16 protein-coding genes are annotated in these 18936 nt (G+C 51.4%); 7 read left to right on the top strand and 9 right to left on the bottom strand.

The window, feature by feature from the left end; genetic code table 11:
* Both hutU and hutC read right to left on the bottom strand, forming a co-directional pair.
* Complete coding sequence (gene hutU, locus Q8O77_RS08935) at positions 1 to 1674, bottom strand: urocanate hydratase (RefSeq protein ID WP_305552509.1); 1674 nt, start codon at positions 1672 to 1674, stop codon at positions 1 to 3.
* Positions 1674 to 2402 (bottom strand): histidine utilization repressor, encoded by a 729-nt coding sequence (gene hutC / locus Q8O77_RS08940; protein WP_305552510.1) that lies wholly within the window; start codon positions 2400 to 2402, stop codon positions 1674 to 1676. Before hutC ends, hutU begins: the two co-directional genes overlap by 1 nt.
* Positions 2403 to 2501: 99 nt before the next feature.
* Between hutC and hutI the strand changes: the two genes are divergently transcribed.
* Together hutI and Q8O77_RS08950 are read left to right on the top strand one after the other, a co-directional pair.
* Complete coding sequence (gene hutI / locus Q8O77_RS08945) at positions 2502 to 3728, top strand: imidazolonepropionase (RefSeq protein ID WP_305552511.1); 1227 nt, start codon at positions 2502 to 2504, stop codon at positions 3726 to 3728.
* Between the two features lie 62 nt (positions 3729 to 3790).
* Entirely contained in the window at positions 3791 to 5320 is a 1530-nt protein-coding gene (locus tag Q8O77_RS08950) for a bifunctional diguanylate cyclase/phosphodiesterase (protein ID WP_305552512.1), read from the top strand.
* Here the strand turns inward: Q8O77_RS08950 and Q8O77_RS08955 are convergent.
* Positions 5307 to 6347 carry a formimidoylglutamase gene (locus Q8O77_RS08955; protein ID WP_305552513.1) on the bottom strand — a complete coding sequence of 347 codons (1041 nt, stop codon included), beginning with the start codon at positions 6345 to 6347 and terminating at the stop codon, positions 5307 to 5309. The genes Q8O77_RS08950 and Q8O77_RS08955 overlap by 14 nt on opposite strands.
* A 14-nt stretch (positions 6348 to 6361) precedes the next feature.
* Positions 6362 to 6847 carry a ribonuclease E activity regulator RraA gene (gene rraA, locus Q8O77_RS08960; protein ID WP_173499304.1) on the bottom strand — a complete coding sequence of 162 codons (486 nt, stop codon included), beginning with the start codon at positions 6845 to 6847 and terminating at the stop codon, positions 6362 to 6364.
* A gap of 166 nt (positions 6848 to 7013) precedes the next feature.
* On the opposite strand from rraA, the gene Q8O77_RS08965 reads away from it, so the two are divergent.
* The 3 genes from Q8O77_RS08965 (at position 7014) to Q8O77_RS08975 (ending at position 11535) form a co-directional block, all read left to right on the top strand.
* Positions 7014 to 9011, top strand: coding sequence for a bifunctional diguanylate cyclase/phosphodiesterase (locus Q8O77_RS08965; RefSeq protein ID WP_305552514.1), 1998 nt, complete (start codon positions 7014 to 7016; stop codon positions 9009 to 9011).
* Positions 9012 to 9066: 55 nt separating this feature from the next.
* Positions 9067 to 9591 carry a phosphatase PAP2 family protein gene (locus Q8O77_RS08970; RefSeq protein WP_305552515.1) on the top strand — a complete coding sequence of 175 codons (525 nt, stop codon included), beginning with the start codon at positions 9067 to 9069 and terminating at the stop codon, positions 9589 to 9591.
* An 84-nt stretch (positions 9592 to 9675) separates the two neighbouring features.
* Positions 9676 to 11535: a methyl-accepting chemotaxis protein gene (locus Q8O77_RS08975; protein WP_305552516.1), complete on the top strand. Its 1860-nt coding sequence runs from the start codon at positions 9676 to 9678 to the stop codon at positions 11533 to 11535.
* A gap of 5 nt (positions 11536 to 11540) precedes the next feature.
* Here Q8O77_RS08975 and Q8O77_RS08980 read toward each other — a convergent pair whose 3' ends face one another.
* The 5 genes from Q8O77_RS08980 to priA all read right to left on the bottom strand — a co-directional run bounded on the left by Q8O77_RS08980 (position 11541) and on the right by priA (position 16730).
* The gene (locus Q8O77_RS08980) at positions 11541 to 11945 is read right to left on the bottom strand and encodes a DUF971 domain-containing protein (protein WP_305552517.1); all 405 of its coding nucleotides are present in this window, start codon (positions 11943 to 11945) and stop codon (positions 11541 to 11543) included.
* A gap of 2 nt (positions 11946 to 11947) precedes the next feature.
* A complete protein-coding gene (gene hslU, locus Q8O77_RS08985; protein ID WP_305552518.1) occupies positions 11948 to 13282 on the bottom strand; it encodes an HslU--HslV peptidase ATPase subunit in 1335 nt (444 codons plus the stop codon).
* Between the two features lie 11 nt (positions 13283 to 13293).
* Positions 13294 to 13812: an ATP-dependent protease subunit HslV gene (gene hslV, locus Q8O77_RS08990; protein WP_305552519.1), complete on the bottom strand. Its 519-nt coding sequence runs from the start codon at positions 13810 to 13812 to the stop codon at positions 13294 to 13296.
* A 57-nt stretch (positions 13813 to 13869) separates the two neighbouring features.
* A complete protein-coding gene (locus tag Q8O77_RS08995; RefSeq protein ID WP_305552520.1) occupies positions 13870 to 14436 on the bottom strand; it encodes an SPOR domain-containing protein in 567 nt (188 codons plus the stop codon).
* A 119-nt stretch (positions 14437 to 14555) separates the two neighbouring features.
* A complete protein-coding gene (gene priA, locus Q8O77_RS09000; RefSeq protein WP_305552522.1) occupies positions 14556 to 16730 on the bottom strand; it encodes a primosomal protein N' in 2175 nt (724 codons plus the stop codon).
* Between the two features lie 206 nt (positions 16731 to 16936).
* Here priA and rpmE point away from each other — a divergent pair, with 206 nt between their 5' ends.
* Entirely contained in the window at positions 16937 to 17149 is a 213-nt protein-coding gene (gene rpmE, locus Q8O77_RS09005) for a 50S ribosomal protein L31 (RefSeq protein WP_092792296.1), read from the top strand.
* A 541-nt stretch (positions 17150 to 17690) separates the two neighbouring features.
* Entirely contained in the window at positions 17691 to 18932 is a 1242-nt protein-coding gene (locus Q8O77_RS09010) for a malic enzyme-like NAD(P)-binding protein (RefSeq protein WP_305552525.1), read from the top strand.
* The last annotated feature ends 4 nt before the right edge of the window (positions 18933 to 18936 follow it).

Consider the following 18936-nt stretch of genomic DNA (forward strand, 5'->3'; position numbering starts at 1 on the left):
TTACTCCGTTACCATTGGCAGGTCTAAACCCTGTTCAGTCGCACAATTAACCGCAATATCATAACCGGCATCAGCATGGCGCATAACGCCGGTGCCGGGGTCGTTCCATAATACGCGGCCAAGACGCGCGGCTGCTGCGTCGGTGCCATCGGCCACTATTACCACGCCGCTGTGCTGGCTGTAGCCCATACCTACGCCACCACCATGATGCAGTGATACCCAGGTAGCGCCACCGGCAGTATTAAGCAGGGCATTTAGCAACGGCCAGTCTGATACGGCGTCAGAGCCATCGAGCATGGCTTCGGTTTCGCGGTTCGGGCTGGCAACCGAGCCGGAGTCCAGATGATCGCGCCCAATCACGACCGGTGCGCTCAGCTCGCCGTTTTTTACCATCTCGTTAAAAGCCAGTGCGATGCGGGCACGGTCTTTTAAACCAATCCAGCAAATGCGTGCCGGTAAGCCCTGAAACTGAATGCGCTCACGCGCCATATCCAGCCAGTTATGCAGGTGCGGGTTATCCGGAATCAGCTCTTTAACTTTGGCATCGGTTTTATAAATATCTTCGGCATTGCCCGACAAAGCGACCCAGCGAAACGGCCCTATGCCTTCGCAAAACAGCGGCCGGATATAAGCTGGCACGAAGCCCGGGAAATCAAAGGCATTGGCCACGCCTTCGTCTTTGGCCATCTGGCGGATATTGTTGCCGTAATCGGTGGCGACAGCGCCACGTTGCTGCATAGTTAAGATTGCCTGCACCTGTAATGCCATCGACTGTTTGGCGGCTTTAACCACACCTGCTTCGTTGGTTTTACGTTGCTCAGCAGCCTGTTCCATGCTCCAGCCTTGTGGCAGGTAGCCATTTAACGGGTCGTGGGCGGAGGTTTGGTCGGTCACTACATCCGGTGTAATGCCGCGAGCGACTAATTCAGCAAACACATCTGCCGCATTGGCCAGCAAGCCAATTGACGTTGGTTTGCCTTCTGCTTTAGCTGCTGCCAGCATCGCCAGAGCTTCATCCAGTGAACGGGCCTTTTTGTCCAGATAACGGGTTTTTAAGCGGAAATCGATCCGGCTTTCATCTACTTCACAGGCCAGCATATGAAAACCGGCCATAGTCGCCGCCAATGGCTGGGCGCCGCCCATGCCACCCAAGCCACCGGTTAACACCCATTTGCCGGCTGCCTGGCCATCAAAGTGTTGTTTGGCAATAGCGACAAAGGTTTCATAGGTGCCCTGCACTATGCCCTGGGTGCCGATGTAGATCCACGAACCGGCTGTCATCTGGCCATACATCATCAGGCCTTTGCGATCCAGTTCGTTGAAGTGTTGCCAGTTGGCCCAGGCCGGCACCAGGTTAGAGTTAGCAATCAATACCCGCGGCGCGTCGGGATGGGTCGGGAATACGCCAACCGGCTTACCGCTTTGTACCAACAGCGTTTGGTTATCTTCCAGCCGGTTTAACACTTCAACTATTTTGTCATAGCACTGCCAGTTGCGTGCCGCACGGCCAATACCGCCGTATACCACTAAGGCTTGCGGGTGCTCGGCCACTTCCGGGTCGAGGTTATTCATTAACATGCGTTTGGCGGCTTCGGTCTGCCAGCTTTTAGCGGTGATCTTGCTGCCGCGATCAGCGCGGATCACCCGGCTGTTATCAATACGTGGGTCTGTCATCAGATAGTCTCTCTGCTGCTGGGTAAGGAAAAGTTCAGATGGCCGCCTAAACGGTAGCGGCTACCCGGTGAAGTTAAATACGCCAGGCTGACCGCGCCTTCACGGCTAAAGGTGCGGCGGGTCAAACGCAGGCAGGGTTCGGCTTTTTTCAGCACTAAATGCTTACAGGTAAAATCGTCCGGCCAAATGGCCTCAACTGTGTGTTCGGCTTCAGTCAGCGGTGCAATAAAGCTTAAATACTGGTGTGGTGTTTGCTGGTTAAAGTCTTGTTTTACGTAGTCCGGCACCAGTTGCGGGCTTACGTAACGCGCCTCCAACTGCAGTGGCTGGTTGTTCTCTAAATGCACTATCAGGGAAAAATACACCGGCTCATTGCGCTTTAATCCCAGCGCGGCGGCAATAATGGTCGGGCAGGGCAGTTCGGTCAGCTGCAATAAACGTGCACTGTAGGCATGGCCACGGCTGTTTATCTCGTCAGCAATATTGCGGATCTCCAGTAACGATGACTGCGATTTAAGCGCCGCAACAAAGCTACCAACGCCCTGGGTGCGATACAAAATGCCTTGTTCGGTCAGCTCCTGCAGTGCGCGCCGTGCCGTCATCCGGCTGACACTAAACTGTGCCGCCAACTCATTTTCCGATGGCACACGGCTGTGCTCCGGCCAGGCGGCAATTTCTATCTGGCTGAGCATGTACTCTTTAATTTCGGCAAATTTGGCAACCGCCATAACACCTCCGCTTATGCTGCATTAAAAAATAAGCTAATTTGGTTGTATATACAAGTTGTTGGTGTAAAATTATTTTAAAACCACTTACAGGATGCCCTTATGCAGCAGTTTGATGCTATCTGGATTAACGCCAATATCGCCACCATGACTGACAACGGCGGCGCCTATGGCAGCATAGAAAACGGTGTCCTGGCCGTTAAAGATGGTGTAATTGCTTTTGTCGGCAGTAAAGCGGATTTGCCGCCATTTGATGCCCTGGCTACCCCGCTGTATGACGCCAAAGGCCAGTGGCTGCTGCCGGGTTTTATTGATTGCCATACGCATTTGGTATACGCCGGTAACCGCGCCAATGAGTTTGAAATGCGCTTAAACGGCGCCAGTTATCAGGATATTGCTGCAGCCGGCGGTGGTATTAAAGCTACGGTAGCGGCGACGCGCGCGGCCAGCCACGAAGACTTATTTGTGCTGGCCAAAGACCGGCTTAACACCTTGCTGGAACAAGGCGTCACCACGGTAGAAATAAAATCCGGTTATGGCCTCGATTTAGCCAGCGAGCAAAAAATCCTTGAAGTCGCCGCTGAGCTGGATAAGCACCATCCGGCCAGCGTAAAAAAAACCTTTTTAGGCGCCCATGCTTTGCCGGCCGAATTTAGCAATAATGCTGATGGCTATATTGAGGCCGTGTGCCAGATGCTGCCGCAGTTGCACGCACTTGGGCTGGTCGACGCCGTGGACGTATTTTGCGAGGGCATAGGTTTTAGCCTTGAACAAACACGCAAGGTGTTTACGGTGGCGCAAACGTTGGGGTTACCGGTTAAGGCCCATGCCGAGCAATTGTCTAACTTGGGTGGCAGCGCATTAGTGGCAGAGTTTGGCGGTTTGTCGGCTGATCACATCGAGTTTTTGGATGAAGCCGGGGTGGCCACCATGGCCAAAGCCGGCAGCGTTGCGGTACTGCTACCGGGCGCATTTTACTTTTTGCGCGAAACTCAGCTGCCGCCGATTGCACTGCTACGTCAATACGGCGTGCCGATGGCGGTGGCCACCGATTTAAACCCCGGCACCTCGCCGCTGTGCTCCTTACCGTTAATGTTGAATATGGCCTGCACGCTGTTTCGTTTAACGCCGGAAGAAGCTTTGCTGGGGGTAACCCGGCATGCTGCCGCCGCACTTGGCTTGTCAGATCGCGGTACTCTGGCGGTAGGGCAGCGGGCCGACTTTGGCTGTTATGCCATAAGCCGCCCGGCAGAGTTATGCTACCAATTTGGTGTAAATTCACTTAAACAGCTGATTATTAATGGTAAAGAGGTTAGCTACCGCCGTTAAGCCGCTTTACATCGGGTTATTTTAGATTAAGCTGATAACATAAATTACGCTGGAGTCTCGCTGTGCATTATCGGCTGCTTAGTTTAACCCTGTTCAGTTTTCCGCTGGCTGCACAAACAGAGTCTTCTGCTGTGTCGGTTATCAGCTTGCTCAGTGGCTTGTTACTGTTGAGCTTTATTTATCTGTTTAAGCTGAAATTTGATTTACATAAACTGCGGAAAAGCCGCCAGACAAAGAAAGCCGGCCCGTTGGGGTTCTATTCGCTGCATGACGATATCAGCGGTTTGCCAAATAAATTCTTTCTGCAACAACAGTTGGAACAGCTGTTGCTGCGGGCGCCGGAACAGCAATATTCGTTGCTGCTGATTAAAATAAGCCGCTTTGAACACATTAACCAGTTGCTGGGGCACAGTAACAGTAATCTGGTATTGGCGCAGATAGCGCAGCGTATTAATGATCAACTGAAACCTGCAGAGCAGGCGCTGACCTTTGAGTTTCGCCAGCAAGATCCTATCCGGCTGTGCCATTTAGGCGGGGTAGATTTTGCTGTTTGGCTCGACAGTAGCGATAAGCCGCACATGGCGGAGTATTTGGCCGACAATCTGGAAAAAAATGTGCCGGAAGCCATGATAGTACATGGTTGTGCAGTGGACTATCGCTTAGTGTGCGGCATTGCGCACTACCCTGAGCATGGCGGCCAATTAAGCGAACTGCTGGAGCGCGCTTATCTGGCGCAGCAGCATCACAGCGTGCTGCAGGGGAAAAGCCAGGTATTTACTGCTGACATGCTGCACTACACCAGTGACCGGTTGGCGCTGATGGCCGGATTACGTCAGGCGATCACTGACGGCCAACTAACGTTATATGTACAGCCGCAAATTGATATGCAAAGCCGCCAGGTGTTAGCCGGTGAGGTGTATCTGCGCTGGCGTCATCCGACGAAAGGCTTACTGACACCCGATGTGTTTTTGGCGCTGGCAGAAGAGATGGGCGTGATATATTCGCTAACCCAGTGGGTACTAAATGAAGCCGTTGCTATGATTGCGACGCTGAATAAGGCACAGCTTGATTGCAAAATTGCGGTTAATATTTCCAGTAAAGATTTGCTGCATGACGAATTAATTGACAGCCTGGAACAGCTGTTCGAAAAATATAAGGTTAAACCACAGCAAATGATGCTGGAGCTGAAAGAAAGTGCGCTGGTGGCTAATCCGGAAAAAGCCATGAGTATGATGCAACGTTTGCACCGGCTTGGCGTGGAATTAGCGTTGGACGATTTTGGCACCGGGTTTTCGTCGCTGGCTTATTTACGGCAACTGCCCATTCAGCATGTAAAGGTAGATTGTTCTTTTATCAACGAGTTGCACAAGTCTGATATGCATTCGGCCATTACCGGCGCCATTATAGATATGGCGCGCAACCTCAGCTTAGGGGTTATTGCCGAAGGGGTGGAAGAGGTAGAGGTAGAGCAAAAACTACTGCGGATGGGCTGTAGCCGTGGCCAGGGCTTTTTGTATTCGCGCCCCTTTGAGTTAAGCGGCTTTGCTGTCTGGCTAAAACAGTGGCAACAAAATGAAACTACAACGCCGTAGCCTGATCCTGCTTGCCTTGCACAAAGGCATAAACCAGCGCGGCTAATACCTGGCCGGCTTCATTGCTACCGGCAGCCAAACCCGCCGGGTGCTGTGCCGGTGCGGCTTCGGCCAAATGCAGATAGCGGCTGCGCGGTAACTTCGCTAACTGATAAACAAACTGCTCAGCTGCTTGCACGCTGACACCGCAATTGGTAAAAGCACTGACCGGCATCAGGCTGATACTGTCGGTATCCAGTTCAATACCAATATCGCCCTGGCCTTGCACCACAAAGTCGATGCACTGCTCTAACGCTTGTTGATAACTTAGCTCCTGCCGCACAAAAATACGCTGATAGCTGCAATATTCTGCACCGGCTTGTTGCAGCTGAGCCAGGGTGGCAGCCGAATTTTTTAATTCATGTAAGCCCAGCACAAAATAATGCTGCAGGTAGCCGGCGTGCTGTGCATAGCTAAAACCATTACCGCTGTGGCGGCCTTCTAACGGGCGAAAATCGGAATGAGGGTCCAGGTTGGCACTATTGGCGCTGTGGCCGCTTACTGTTGCCAGGGCTTTAAGCAGCGGGTAGCTGTTATTGTGGCCACCGCCTATTACCACCGGCAATAAACCAGCGGCAAAAATGGCCTCTGCCACCGCGCTAACGCGGCTGTCTAAAGTCTCAACCAGTTGCCTGAGCTGGTGCACATCAGCGTTTTGCGCGCTTTGCTGCAGATCGTCACACAGGATATTGCCGAGCAACAGCATGTCCGCGGCGCGGATAAAACTATTGCTTTGCAGGTTGAGGAATTTCGTTAAGAACGCCTGCCAAGCGGCATCAGCACCGGGTTGGCCCAAATTGGCTCTGGGGCCGATATCTTCCGGTATGCCCAGTAATACAAAACGGCAACCGGCGGCTTTGGCCTGCGCCAACTGCTCCGCTAAATTAAGCTGTGGTTGTGCCAGCTGTATGGCTTCGCCAAGCCGGGTTTCGCCGCTACGGTTGCTGCAGTAGCGGCTAAGTTGCTGTTGATTAATCAGGTTTAGCATAACAAGGTTGCAGCTTATTCGATATCCAGCGCATCCGGCGACATAATAATACCGGTGCTGTCGGCATACAGGTGGTCGCCTGGTAAAAAGGTTACACCGGCAAAGTTTACCGGTACTTCGGTTTCGCCAAAGCCCTTATCGTCGGCGCCAACCGGAATAGCATTAACGGCGTGGATACCAATATCGAAGTCTTCCAACAGATCCAGGTCCCGCACGCTGCCATAGCAGACAATGCCTTCCCAGCCGTTAGCGGCAGCAACAGAGGCTAACTCGGCATCAATAATGGCACGGCGCGCCGAGCCGCCGGCGTCAATCAGCAGAACCTTGCCAACGCCCGGGTCCGCTAACATTTGTCTTACTAAACCGTTATCTTCAAAGCATTTAACGGTGTGGATCTGGCCGCCAAAAGAGCGGCGGCCACCGTAGCTGGCAAACAGCGGTTCAACCACATCGACTAAATCGGCGTATAGATCACATAATTCAGATGTGTTGTATTCCATGGTGCGCTCCGGCAGTGTAGGGATCTGCCTCACAGTATAGCGCTGACCTGCCTAAGCTCAAACTATTATTATTATTGGCTTTTCATACATTTCTGTTGGTGAGCTTATTGTCGCTGCAACAGATTATTTGCTAAGGTGTTCATCTGATACTCAACAGGTAACTGCTGTGGCGCCTGAATTATTTGCCAGAATGGCTATTTACATCACCCAACTGGGGGTGGCATTGCTTCTTAGCTATTTGTTGTGGAATTTCAGCCGTATATATCAACAAGCCTATATCAGATCCTGGTTTCTGGCGTTGCTGGCTTTTGCTGTCTACCAGCTTGGCGCGATAATACATGGTGCAGGTAACAGCAATGCGTTGTTCGACGCACTACTTTACTTCGTTGTTATCTGCAGCAGCTATGTGTTTGCGGTGTTTTTGTTGCGCGGCATGTTGCAGACCCGTGACAGCAGCAAGCAGGTGTTGTCGCAGCTGTCCGGAGCACAGCTATTACTGATAATAAGTAGCCTGGCTTTGCTTTGTGTGTTGCCTTTTGCCCTGACCGATACGCTGAGCGATTGGCAACTGTATTTTCGTGTATCCATCCGCTTGCTGTTGATGGGTATAATCATACTCAGTGCAGCCGTGGGCTTGTTGCCACGTATCGAGCATTCTTTAGGGCAAAAGCTGGCAGTGGCAAGCATGACACTATGGGGTCTGCTGTATATCAGTTTTGCCTTGTGGCAACTGTTTGCAGAACAGAACGTGCCGGCTTTGACATGGGTTTTGGTGTACAAATGCACAGAACTGTTTTTGCTATGTTGCTTAGGGCTGGCGTTGCTTATCTGGTTGCAGGAACATGAGCGTAATACCAATTTGCAACTTACCGAAAAGACCCGCTACCTGAACCATTACGACCAGTTAACCGGTGCGCTGAACCGTGATGCTTTATTAGTAAGGCTGGAAGAGGCTTTAGCCCAACAACCCGCCCCGATCTATTTGTTGATGCTGGGGCTGGACAAATTTAAAACCGTTAATGAATCTGTTGGTTTAAAGCAAGGTGATTTAATACTGCGCCAGCTTAACCTGCGTTTTGACAACAGTATTTTAAAACCAGCTCTGATTGCACGCACCGGTGGTGATATTTTTGCCCTGGTGCTCAACGATATCAGCAATGACATTCAGTTGCAGTTCGCGCTGCGTCATTTACAGCAACTGGTTGAAAAACCTTTTATGCTGGAAAACGGGCAGCTGAAACTGAGTTGTACTATTGGTCTGGCCTGCTCACCGCAAGATGGCAAGACTGCAGACAGTTTGCTGCAAAAAGCCAATATTGCTTTTCATCAGGCCAAACGTATACAGCAAAAGTGTTTGGCGTATCAAACCGGTATGGAAGATGAATCAGCGCGTTTAATCAGTTGGGAAAGTGAGCTGCTGGCCGGCATGCAGAACGATGAATTTGTGCTGTATTTTCAGCCGCAGCTGAATGTTCGTGACAACAAATTGGATGCATTCGAGGTGCTGGTGCGTTGGCAGCACCCCGGTCGCGGCTTTTTAATGCCGGGCCAGTTTTTACCTTTTGTCGAGCAACTGGGGTTAAGCCGGCAACTGGATTTTTGGATCCTGCACAAAGCCGTGGCGACACTGAGCCGCTGGAAGCAGCAGCAGTTACAGATCCCTTTTGCAGTGAATATGTCATCGTTACATTTTCAGCAAGATGGCTTAAAACAAAAAATCCGCCAGTTGTTGCAGCAATATCAGGTATCACCGGAGCTGCTGGAACTGGAGATCACCGAAAATACTGCCATGCATGATATGGAAAAAGGCTCGAATCACGTGATGGAGCTGCAGCAAATGGGCATTCGGGTATCCATTGACGATTTTGGTACCGGCTATTCTTCGTTGGCATATTTGCGCCGTATGCCGATAGACAAGATTAAAATTGACCGCAGTTTTGTTATGGATATGGCCGGCAATGATTCTGACATGATGATCGTTAAAACCATGATTAAACTGGCGCATGGCTTGGGCAAGCGTATTTTAGCAGAAGGTGTGGAGACTGCTGTGCAGTTACAGTTGTTGAAAAATATGTCGTGTGATGCCGTGCAGGGCTACTATATTGCCAAGCCGTTATCTGAGGCCGATGCGTTGGCGTTTTACCAGCGTCAATTGTCATTGTAGCGTCACAAAGCGGGGTTACGCTGTGTTGAGTCAGAGCAGATGACGAGGCACAACCATGCTACTGAAACGTCTGGAACAATGGGACCACAGCTTTTTTTGCCGGCTGTTCAGCCGTAGTACGTCGCGGCAGATGTTTATCAGCAGTTATTGGTTATCAAAAACTGCTGACGGCCCGCTCTATTTGGTGCTGGCCGTGCTGTTGGTCTGCTTTGAGGTGCTGGCTGCCGCCGATTTCACTTTGCTGCTGCTGGCTGCTTTCGCCGTGGAATTACCGCTGTATCTGATGCTGAAAAACAGCATCAAACGGGCACGGCCGGCAGATACGCTTACCGCTTTTATTTGTGCGCATATTACCCCGTCGGACCGCTTTAGTTTACCCTCCGGCCATACGGCTGGCGCCTTTGTCGTTGCTACCGCTGTTGCGTTGTACTTTCCGCTGTTTTTCCCTTTGGCGTTGTGTTGGGCAGTTTGCATTGGCATGTCACGCATAATGTTGGGGGTACATTTCCCGCTCGATGTCATAGCTGGTGCGGCATTGGGGACGGCTAGTTGCCTGGTTGCCTATTCCTTGTTCAACTAAACGTTTATCCGTGAAAAACAGCAGCTTTTTTCTCATGCCGGGCTATTCTCAAAGAAACTGTTAACAATTACCGGTGGTAGAAAAATGAGTCAGTTGCGACGATTGTCGATAAAACAACGTTTGTTTATAAATGGCGGTGCCTTGGTTGTGGCGATGGCCATTATGTTGTTTATTCTGTTTTATCAGGGCGGGCAACTGACCAGCCTGGCCCGAACCCAGCAGTTGGTTGAGCAAATCAGCACCGATGTACTGATGTTCCGCCGTCACGAAAAAGACTTTGTTATGCGCACCGAGCTGCGCTATCAGCAGCGGCTGAATGACCATTACCAACAAATGCAGCAACGCGCGACAGAGCTTGATGCGTTATTGCTGCAACATGGTATTGCGCGAGAACCACTGCAAACTTTTCTTGAGCTGACGGCCAGCTATCAGCAAACCTTTAATCAGTTGGTCAGTGCACAACAGCGGCTGGGCTTAACGCCTGAGGCGGGCTTAATGGGTGAGCTGCGCCAAACGGTGCAACAGTTGGAAGAGCGCTTTGAGCAATTAAACCGCGACGATCTGACGGTATTAGTGCTGCAGTTGCGCCGTGCTGAGAAAGATTTTTTGCTGCGTAAAGATTTGGCTTACAGCGAGCGTTTTGCCGGCATCTATACCCGGTTATCGCAGAGCCTGGCGGCAGACCCGGCCAGTAAAACGCTGGCCGATAGCTACAATCAACGTTTTATGGCTTTGGTTCAGGCTACGCAGCAAATTGGTTTGAGTGAAACCGAAGGCGCCACCGGTGAAATGCGCGCCGCTATTCACAGCACAGAAACCAGCCTGAAGCAGCTGTCTGAACAAACCGGTTTGGCGATCGTTGCTGCCGTCAGTGCAACTGAACGTTTGGCCATTGGCGTTTTTGTGCTGGTGCTGGCGGTGGTGTTACTGTTAGTCGGGTTAACCAGCCGCAGTATTCTGCGTCCGGTAATGGAGGTGTGTGCAGCTATAGGGCTGATCCGCGCCAATAATGATTTTCGCATGCGGGTGGCGGTAGACGGTAAAGATGAAATGACCACTTTGGCGACAGACTTCAACGCCATGCTGGGTGATTTCCAGGATTTAATTAAAACGGTAAATCAGGCGCTGGAAATGCTTGATACCGCCACTAACGAGCTGGCCCGTTCCACTGCTGATACCAGCCGCGGTATGCAGCAACAGCAAAATGAAACCGATATGGTAGCCACGGCCGTAACTGAAATGGGCGCTACTATCAATGAAATTGCCAGTAACACCGAGACTACGGCAGCAAAAGCCGAAGCGACCAATCAGAACGCACAAAGTGGCCGTGCTGAAGTGCAACAAACCGTACAGCGTATCAATGCGCTGTCAGAACGATTGCAAAATGCCACTAATGTTGTTTCTGAGTTGGAAAAAGACAGCAAAACTATCGGCTCAGTGCTGGATGTGATCCGCGGTATTGCTGAACAAACTAACTTGCTGGCGTTAAATGCTGCCATTGAAGCCGCGCGTGCCGGCGAGCAGGGTCGTGGTTTTGCTGTTGTAGCCGATGAAGTACGTAACCTGGCGATGCGTACCCAGGAGTCAACGCGGCAAATAGAAAGCATAGTAGGGGGCTTACAGGGCCGCACCAGCGAAATAGTGCAGGTTATTCAAGGTTGTCGTCAACAGGGTGCCGAAAGTGCAGAGCAAGCCAATGTGGCGATGCAACTGCTGACCGAAATTACTCAGGATGTTACCAATATTATGGATATGACCACGCAAATAGCGGCCGCCATTGAAGAGCAAAGCCATGTTGCGGCTGAAGTGAATAAAAACGTGGTGATTATCCGCGACTTGTCGGATGAAACTTACGGCCATGCCAAACACAATGCGGCGATAAGTGAAGAGGTCGCGCAGCAAGCTGCTCGTTTACATCAATCGGTCGACCGTTTTCAAGCCTGAGCTTTTTAGCGACGCACGCTAACCGGAATTAACGCTTCCCGGTTAGCGTTGGCATTGGCCAGTTGCTGTAAATAATCCTGCCACAAATTGCTTTGTTGCTGTGCCAGCTGGTGTAAATAGGGCCAACTATAAATGCCGCTGTCGTGGCCATCGTCAAACACCAGCTTTACCGCATAATGGCCAACCGGTTGCAGTTTGCTGATGCTAACCTGCTTTTTATTGCTCACCAGCTTCGGCTTACCGTGGCCACGCACCTCGGCCGAGGGCGAGAACACGCGCAAAAACTCTGCACTAAAACCCGCCACCGTGCCATCGCTGAACTTGACGTCCAGCATTCGGCTGAGGCGGTGGTAATGCAGGCTGCTCACTTGCAGTTGATTAGCTTGTACGCTGTGCTCTGAGTTGGTCATGGTTACAGAATAAACCGGCTTAAGTCATCATCTTTAACCAGCGCGCCCAGGTGTTTTTCTACATAGGCAGCGTCAACCGCAATATGTTCACCGGCGTGATCTGCCGCATCGTAGGAAATCTCCTCCAACAGCCGCTCCATTACGGTATACAGCCGGCGGGCACCAATGTTCTCGGTGGTTTCATTTACCTGCCAGGCCGCGGCGGCCAGGCTTTTAATACCTTCGGCATCAAAACTAAGCTTAACGCCTTCGGTCGCCAGCATCGCAATAGACTGCTCGGTGAGTGAGGCTTTGGGCTCGGTTAAAATACGTTCAAAATCGGCAGCGCTCAGGGCTTCGAGCTCAACACGAATAGGTAAACGGCCCTGCAGCTCTGGTACTAAATCGGACGGTTTACTCATTTGAAAGGCGCCGGATGCGATAAACAGGATATGGTCGGTTTTTACCATGCCATGCTTGGTGTTGACGGTGCAGCCTTCTATCAGCGGCAGCAGATCACGTTGCACGCCTTCGCGTGAGACATCCGGGCCACTGGTTTCACCGCGCTTACAAATTTTGTCAATTTCATCCAGAAACACTATGCCGTTTTGCTCTACTGCGTCTAATGCCTGCGCTTTCAGCTCTTCCGGATTCACCAGTTTAGCGGCTTCTTCTTCTATCAACTGCTTCAAGGCATCTTTAATCTTAAGCTTACGCTTTTTCTTTTTCTCACTGCCCAGGCTTTGGAACATGCTTTGCAGCTGAGACGTCATTTCTTCCATGCCAGGCGGTGCCATAATTTCCACACCGATATTCGGCTGAGCTAAATCCAGTTCAATTTCTTTGTCATCCAACTGGCCTTCACGCAGCTTTTTCCGAAACACCTGCCGCGTGCTGCTGTCGGTTGCCGGCTTGTTATCCGTTTCGCCCCAAGCCTCGCGCGCCGGTGGCAGCAATACATCTAAAATGCGTTCTTCGGCAGCTTCTTCTGCACGAAAACGGTTTTTCTCAATCGCCTGTTCGCGGAACATTTTTACCGCGCTGTCGGTAAGGTCGCGGATAATGCTCTCTACTTCTTTACCGACATAGCCCACTTCAGTGAACTTAGTCGCTTCAACTTTGATAAAGGGCGCGTTGGCCAGTTTGGCTAAACGCCGGGCAATTTCGGTTTTACCCACCCCGGTCGGGCCTATCATCAGAATATTTTTCGGCGTAACTTCCTGGCGCAGCGACGGCTCCAGTTGCATACGACGCCAGCGGTTACGCAGCGCAATGGCCACCGCGCGTTTGGCTTTATTCTGGCCGATAATGTGGCGGTCCAGCTCGTGAACGATTTCTCTTGGCGTCATGTCAGACATAATTTACCTGCCTATAATTCTTCAATGGTCTGATGCTGATTGGTGTACACACAGATATCACCGGCGATGGTCAGACTTTTCTCCACGATATCGCGGGCACTCAGTTCTGTATTGTGCAGCAGTGCGGTAGCCGCAGCCTGGGCGTAAGGGCCGCCGCTGCCAATAGCTATCAGATCATGCTCGGGCTGTATCACATCACCGTTGCCGGTAATGATCAGTGAGGTATTGGCATCGGCCACGGCCAGCAGGGCTTCGAGCTTGCGCAGCATACGGTCGGTACGCCAGTCTTTGGCTAACTCAACCGCTGCACGCATCAAATGGCCCTGATGCTGTTCTAATTTGGCTTCAAAACGCTCAAATAAGGTGAAAGCGTCAGCGGTGCCGCCGGCAAAACCGGCAATCACTTTGTTGTTGTACAAACGGCGGACTTTGCGGGCGTTGCCCTTCATTACGGTATTGCCAAGTGAGACCTGGCCATCACCGCCGATGGCGACATGGCCATCGCGGCGAACAGAAACTATAGTGGTCATAAATTGCCCTGTGGCGTAATTAACTCAGGGCTTAAGTGTGGCTGCGCCGCGGTTATTTCAAGACCAGTTCCAGATTTGGCAGGTATTAATATTTTGTTGCCGTAACCGGTTACGATCGGCCGTGGCCTGGCGTTTTGACTCGTAAGGCCCTAACACTACACGATACCAGACACCGCGCTCACCGTCGGTGCGGCGTACTTCAGAGGTAAAACCGGCAAAAGCAATTTGCGCTTTCATGGTTTCGGCTTGCTGTTGTTCACGGAATGAACCGCATTGCATTTGGTACGGACCGCTGCTTTGCTGTTGCTCTGCTACCTCAACCTTCACCTCTTTATTTTCCAACTCTTTGATATATTGGTACGGCTCTTCGGTTGGCTTGGCCGGTAGCTCATCTTTCTTCACGGTTTTGGCCGGCGGCTTTGCCGTTGGCGTAGAGACGGCAGGTTGTTGATTTAAAAACCATAAAAAATACACAAAGCCGCTGATCAGCACAAAGGTGACAATTAACAACAACCAGGGTTTACCCGGTGCCTGAGCGGCTGCTTTGGCGCTGCTACGGGCAGGCCTGCGATTAGCAGCATTGGCTTTGGGCCTGGCGGCTTTAACATAGTCTTTTTGTGGCATAAGGTGTTGTGGTTACTCTTACTACGCGGTGTGGCGCTATTCTACCAGGTTAGACAGAAAAAGAAACATAACCGCACTATTGCAGACAGTATTGCCGGCAGTGCTTAGCCGGCACTGGTTTAAGTTAAGTCGGTTGGGTCAACGTCCAGCTGCCATTTAACTTTGCGGCTAAGCGGCCATTGCGCAATAAGCTGTAATACTGCATCCAGAGCATGGTGCAGCGCCGGCCTGGCCGGGCTGTACAGTTGCAGTTGCCAGCGAAACTTACCGGCGCGCCGCTCCAGCGGTGCGGGTATCGGGCCCAACAACTGCAGTGATGCAAACTGCCGGGCAGCGTCAGCCAACTGCTGCAGCCACTGTTGGCAAAGCTCAGATTGATGCGCTTCTACACTGAATAACGCCAGGTGTTGAAACGGCGGCAACCGTGTTTGTTCACGTTCCTGCAGTGCACTGCGGGCAAAAGAGGCGTAACCATTTTGAATAATGTCCTGCAACAAGGCGTGTTCCGGGTAATGGGTTTGCAGCAATACGGTACCACCGCTGCTGCCCCGGCCTGCGCGGCCGGCAACTTGGGTCAGCAACTGCGCCAGTTGCTCCGGTGCGCGAAAATCACTGCTGTACAGTGCACCGTCGACATCGACAATCACTACCAGGCTGACATTGGGAAAGTGATGGCCCTTAGCCAGCATTTGCGTGCCGACAATTAAGCGGGCGCCATGTTGATGAATATCATCCAGCGCCTGATGTAAAGCGCCCTTGCGCCTGGTGCTGTCGCGGTCCAGTCGGGTAATGGCGGTGTCGGCAAACAGCTGCTGCAGGTTTTCTTCTAATTGTTCTGTGCCCTGGCCCAGTGGTTTTAGCTGTGTACTACCACAGCCACCGCATTGGCGCGGCACGGCTTTGCTGGCACCACAATGATGACATACCAACTGGCGGCTTTGTTTATGGTAGGTGGTAAAGGCACTGCAGCGGTGGCATTCGGTTAACCAGCCGCATTCCTGGCAACTGAGTGCGGGTGCAAAACCGCGGCGGTTTAAAAACAGCATTACCTGTAAGCCCAGCGCCAATTGCTGCTTAATTTGCGCCAATGTCTGGCTGGCCAGACCAAATTGCAGCACCTGCTGTTTTAAGTCGACCAGCTCAAATTTGGGCAGCGCTTGTCCGGCGGCGCGGTCCGGCAGTGGCAGGTGAATAAAGCGCTTATTCAGCGCATTGTGCAGACTTTCCAGGCTGGGTGTGGCAGAGCCGAGCAAAATAGGGCAGTGCTGCAAGGCTGCACGTTTAATGGCTAAATCGCGCGCATGGTAACGAAAGCCGTCTTGCTGTTTCAGCGATTGATCATGCTCTTCGTCAATAATAATCAGGCCGAGGCGCCAAAACGGCAGAAACAGCGCCGAGCGGGTGCCGATAATAATGGCCGCTGCACCGCTACCGGCCTGTAACCAGCAATGTAAGCGCTCGCTATCGGTTAACGCTGAGTGCCAACAGAGTACCGGCACATCAAAACGTGCCTGAAACCGTGCCAGGGTTTGTGGCGTTAAGCCAATTTCCGGCACGATCAGCAATACCTGCTGCTGTGTCTGCAGCAACTTGGCAATACTTTGCAGGTACACTTCGGTTTTACCTGAGCCGGTCACGCCTTCAAGCAATAAACGCTCAAAACGGCCACAGGCTTGATCCACTGCGGTAACAGCCAGCGCCTGAGCGGCAGTAAGTTTTAAGCCGTCAGCGACCTTGGTTGGCGCCGTGTAGGGCGTTGGCGGCACAATAACTTCTTCAGCCAGCTGTTTGTCCAGCAGTTGCTTTAAAGTAGCGCGGCTGTGTTGTTGCAACAGTACCGACTCGGTCAGTTGATGCAGCTGCAATGCCTGCCACAACGCTTGTTGTTTGGCGGCGCGTTTTAACGCTGTTGGTTCAAGTTGCTCTCCGGCGGCGGTCAGACGGTAAGCTTTGGGCTGGTAGTCAGTCAGATCACGACCTTCACGCAGCAAGGCGGGCAAGGCGCTGATGAGAACCTCACCCAGCGGGTGGTGGTAGTATTCGGCGGCAAAACTTAACAGGCGACACAGTAACGGTGGCAGTACCGGGGTGTTATCCAACAGTTTGAGTACAGCTTTTAATTTAGCGCCGTTAAACTGGTCTTGCGGCGCAACCTGCCAGATAATCCCTACCAGTTTGCGGTTACCAAAAGGTACCAGCACACGACAGCCCACCTGAGGTTGCTGCTCAGTGGCGACAAGGTAGTCAAAATGTTGTCTTAGCGGCACCGGCAGGGCCACACGTACTACAATCACAGCAAGTTCCCGTTATAACGCAGCATTCAAGTGTAAGGACCGGCCGCTGAAATGCCAAGTAAAACAAAATTTATCCCGGGACGCTTTGAAGCTGTTGCAACTTAGCCGGCTATCTATTAAGCTACGCGCCCTTAATTAACTGTAATTACGTATGGTGTCTGGCAACAATTTGACCGGATAGCGATACGGCCCTAACGAGGTAACCCATGAAGCCAGGCATTCACCCGGAATACAAAGAAATTACTGCTACCTGTACTTGCGGTAATTCATTCAAAACAAAATCTGCACTGTGTAAAGACATCCACCTGGACGTTTGCTCAGCTTGCCACCCGTTCTATACCGGTAAGCAAAAAGTGTTAGACGTAGGCGGCCGTGTAGATCGCTTCAAAAAACGTTTCTCTGTACTGGGCAACCGTTAATCGGTATTGCTACAGCGAAACTGAAAAAAGCACCTGCGGGTGCTTTTTTTCTGCCTGTTACTTAGTGCTGGTGCTTTTTTAAGCAAATAGTCGGTATTAGTAAAAAAAATAGTTTTAAATCCTGTATTTAGCCTTTATGCACGACAATATCACCAAAGCTGGATGGCTATACGCCTGTAGTTTCAGTGCGTTAGCTGGCAGGACTATTTTGGGCTGCGTCATAATAAACCACTAAGTGTGCGTATTTATCTGCATGCTTTTGCAGTGATGTGCAGATGGTTATGCATACTGCCGGTAATATTTTCCACTATTGGAACAGACAGAGTTTGGCAGGGGTTGGCGCTGTCGGCGGAACTTGCTATAACAATGTCCGGTTACGACTAAAGTGGTATAGCAGCCAACAGCTATTTACGCTGGTACGATCAGACTGATTGCGGTTCTCTTCCTTTGAGCAGCTCCGTAGAATATGCCACCTTCAGGTTTAACCGCATAACAATAACATTGCGCCCGACCCTACAACACAAACGGCAGGATAAAACAGATGTCAGATTTCAGAGAACAAGCGCTGCGTTACCACGCAGAACCCAAGCCCGGCAAAATCAGTATTGAAATCAGTAAGCCGGCCGAAACCGTGACAGATCTGGCATTGGCTTACAGCCCGGGTGTGGCAGAGCCGGTACGTGAAATAGCTGCTGATATCGACAACGTGTACAAGTACACCGCCAAAGGCAATTTGGTGGCGGTGATTACCAACGGTACCGCGATTTTAGGCTTAGGCAATTTGGGCCCTATGGCGTCCAAGCCGGTGATGGAAGGTAAAGCGCTGTTGTTCAAACGCTTTGCTAATCTGGATTCGATTGATATTGAAGTGTCGCATCGTACTACGGAAGAATTTATCAATACCGTTGCCAATATCGCTGATACCTTCGGTGGTATTAATCTGGAAGATATCAAAGCGCCTGAGTGCTTTGAGATTGAAAAAGAGTTGATTAAGCGCTGCAAAATCCCGGTATTTCATGATGATCAGCATGGTACAGCCATTGTTACCGCTGCCGGGATGCTCAATGCGCTGGAGATTCAGGGCAAAGATATTAAAAGCGCCATTATCGTCTGTATGGGCGCCGGTGCGGCGGCCATTGCCTGCATGGAGCTGTTAATAAAATGCGGCGCCCAGCGTGAGCATATTTATATGCTGGATACCAAAGGCGTGATCCACACGCGGCGTAATGACTTAAACCAATACAAGCTACTGTTTGCCAATAATACTGATAAACGCACGCTGGAAGATGCCTTAACCGGTGCCGATGTATTTGTTGGTGTATCCGGCCCCGATGTATTGCCACCGGAAGCGCTGAAACTGATGGCGGCTAAGCCGGTTATTTTTGCCTGCTCTAATCCGGATCCGGAAATTAAACCTGCGTTGGCGCATGCGATGCGTGACGATATTATTATGGCGACCGGCCGTTCTGATTACCCGAACCAGGTTAATAACGTGCTGTGTTTCCCGTTTATTTTCCGCGGCGCGCTGGATGTGCGCGCCAGTGTGATTAACGATGAAATGAAGCTGGCGGCAGTAAATGCAATTCGTAGTATTGCTAAAGAGCCGGTACCGCAGGAAGTATTAACGGCAGCAAAAGTGACGGAGCTGAGTTTTGGCAAAACTTATATTATCCCTAAGCCAATGGACCCACGCTTATTACCGCGGGTGGCCAAAGCCGTAGCCGAAGCGGCCGTTGCGTCCGGCGTGGCACGGCTGGAGTTGCCGGATAATTATTACTGTTAAACGC

It is taken from the genome of Rheinheimera sp. (assembly GCF_030690345.1).
Classification (GTDB): Bacteria; Pseudomonadota; Gammaproteobacteria; order Enterobacterales; family Alteromonadaceae; genus Alishewanella.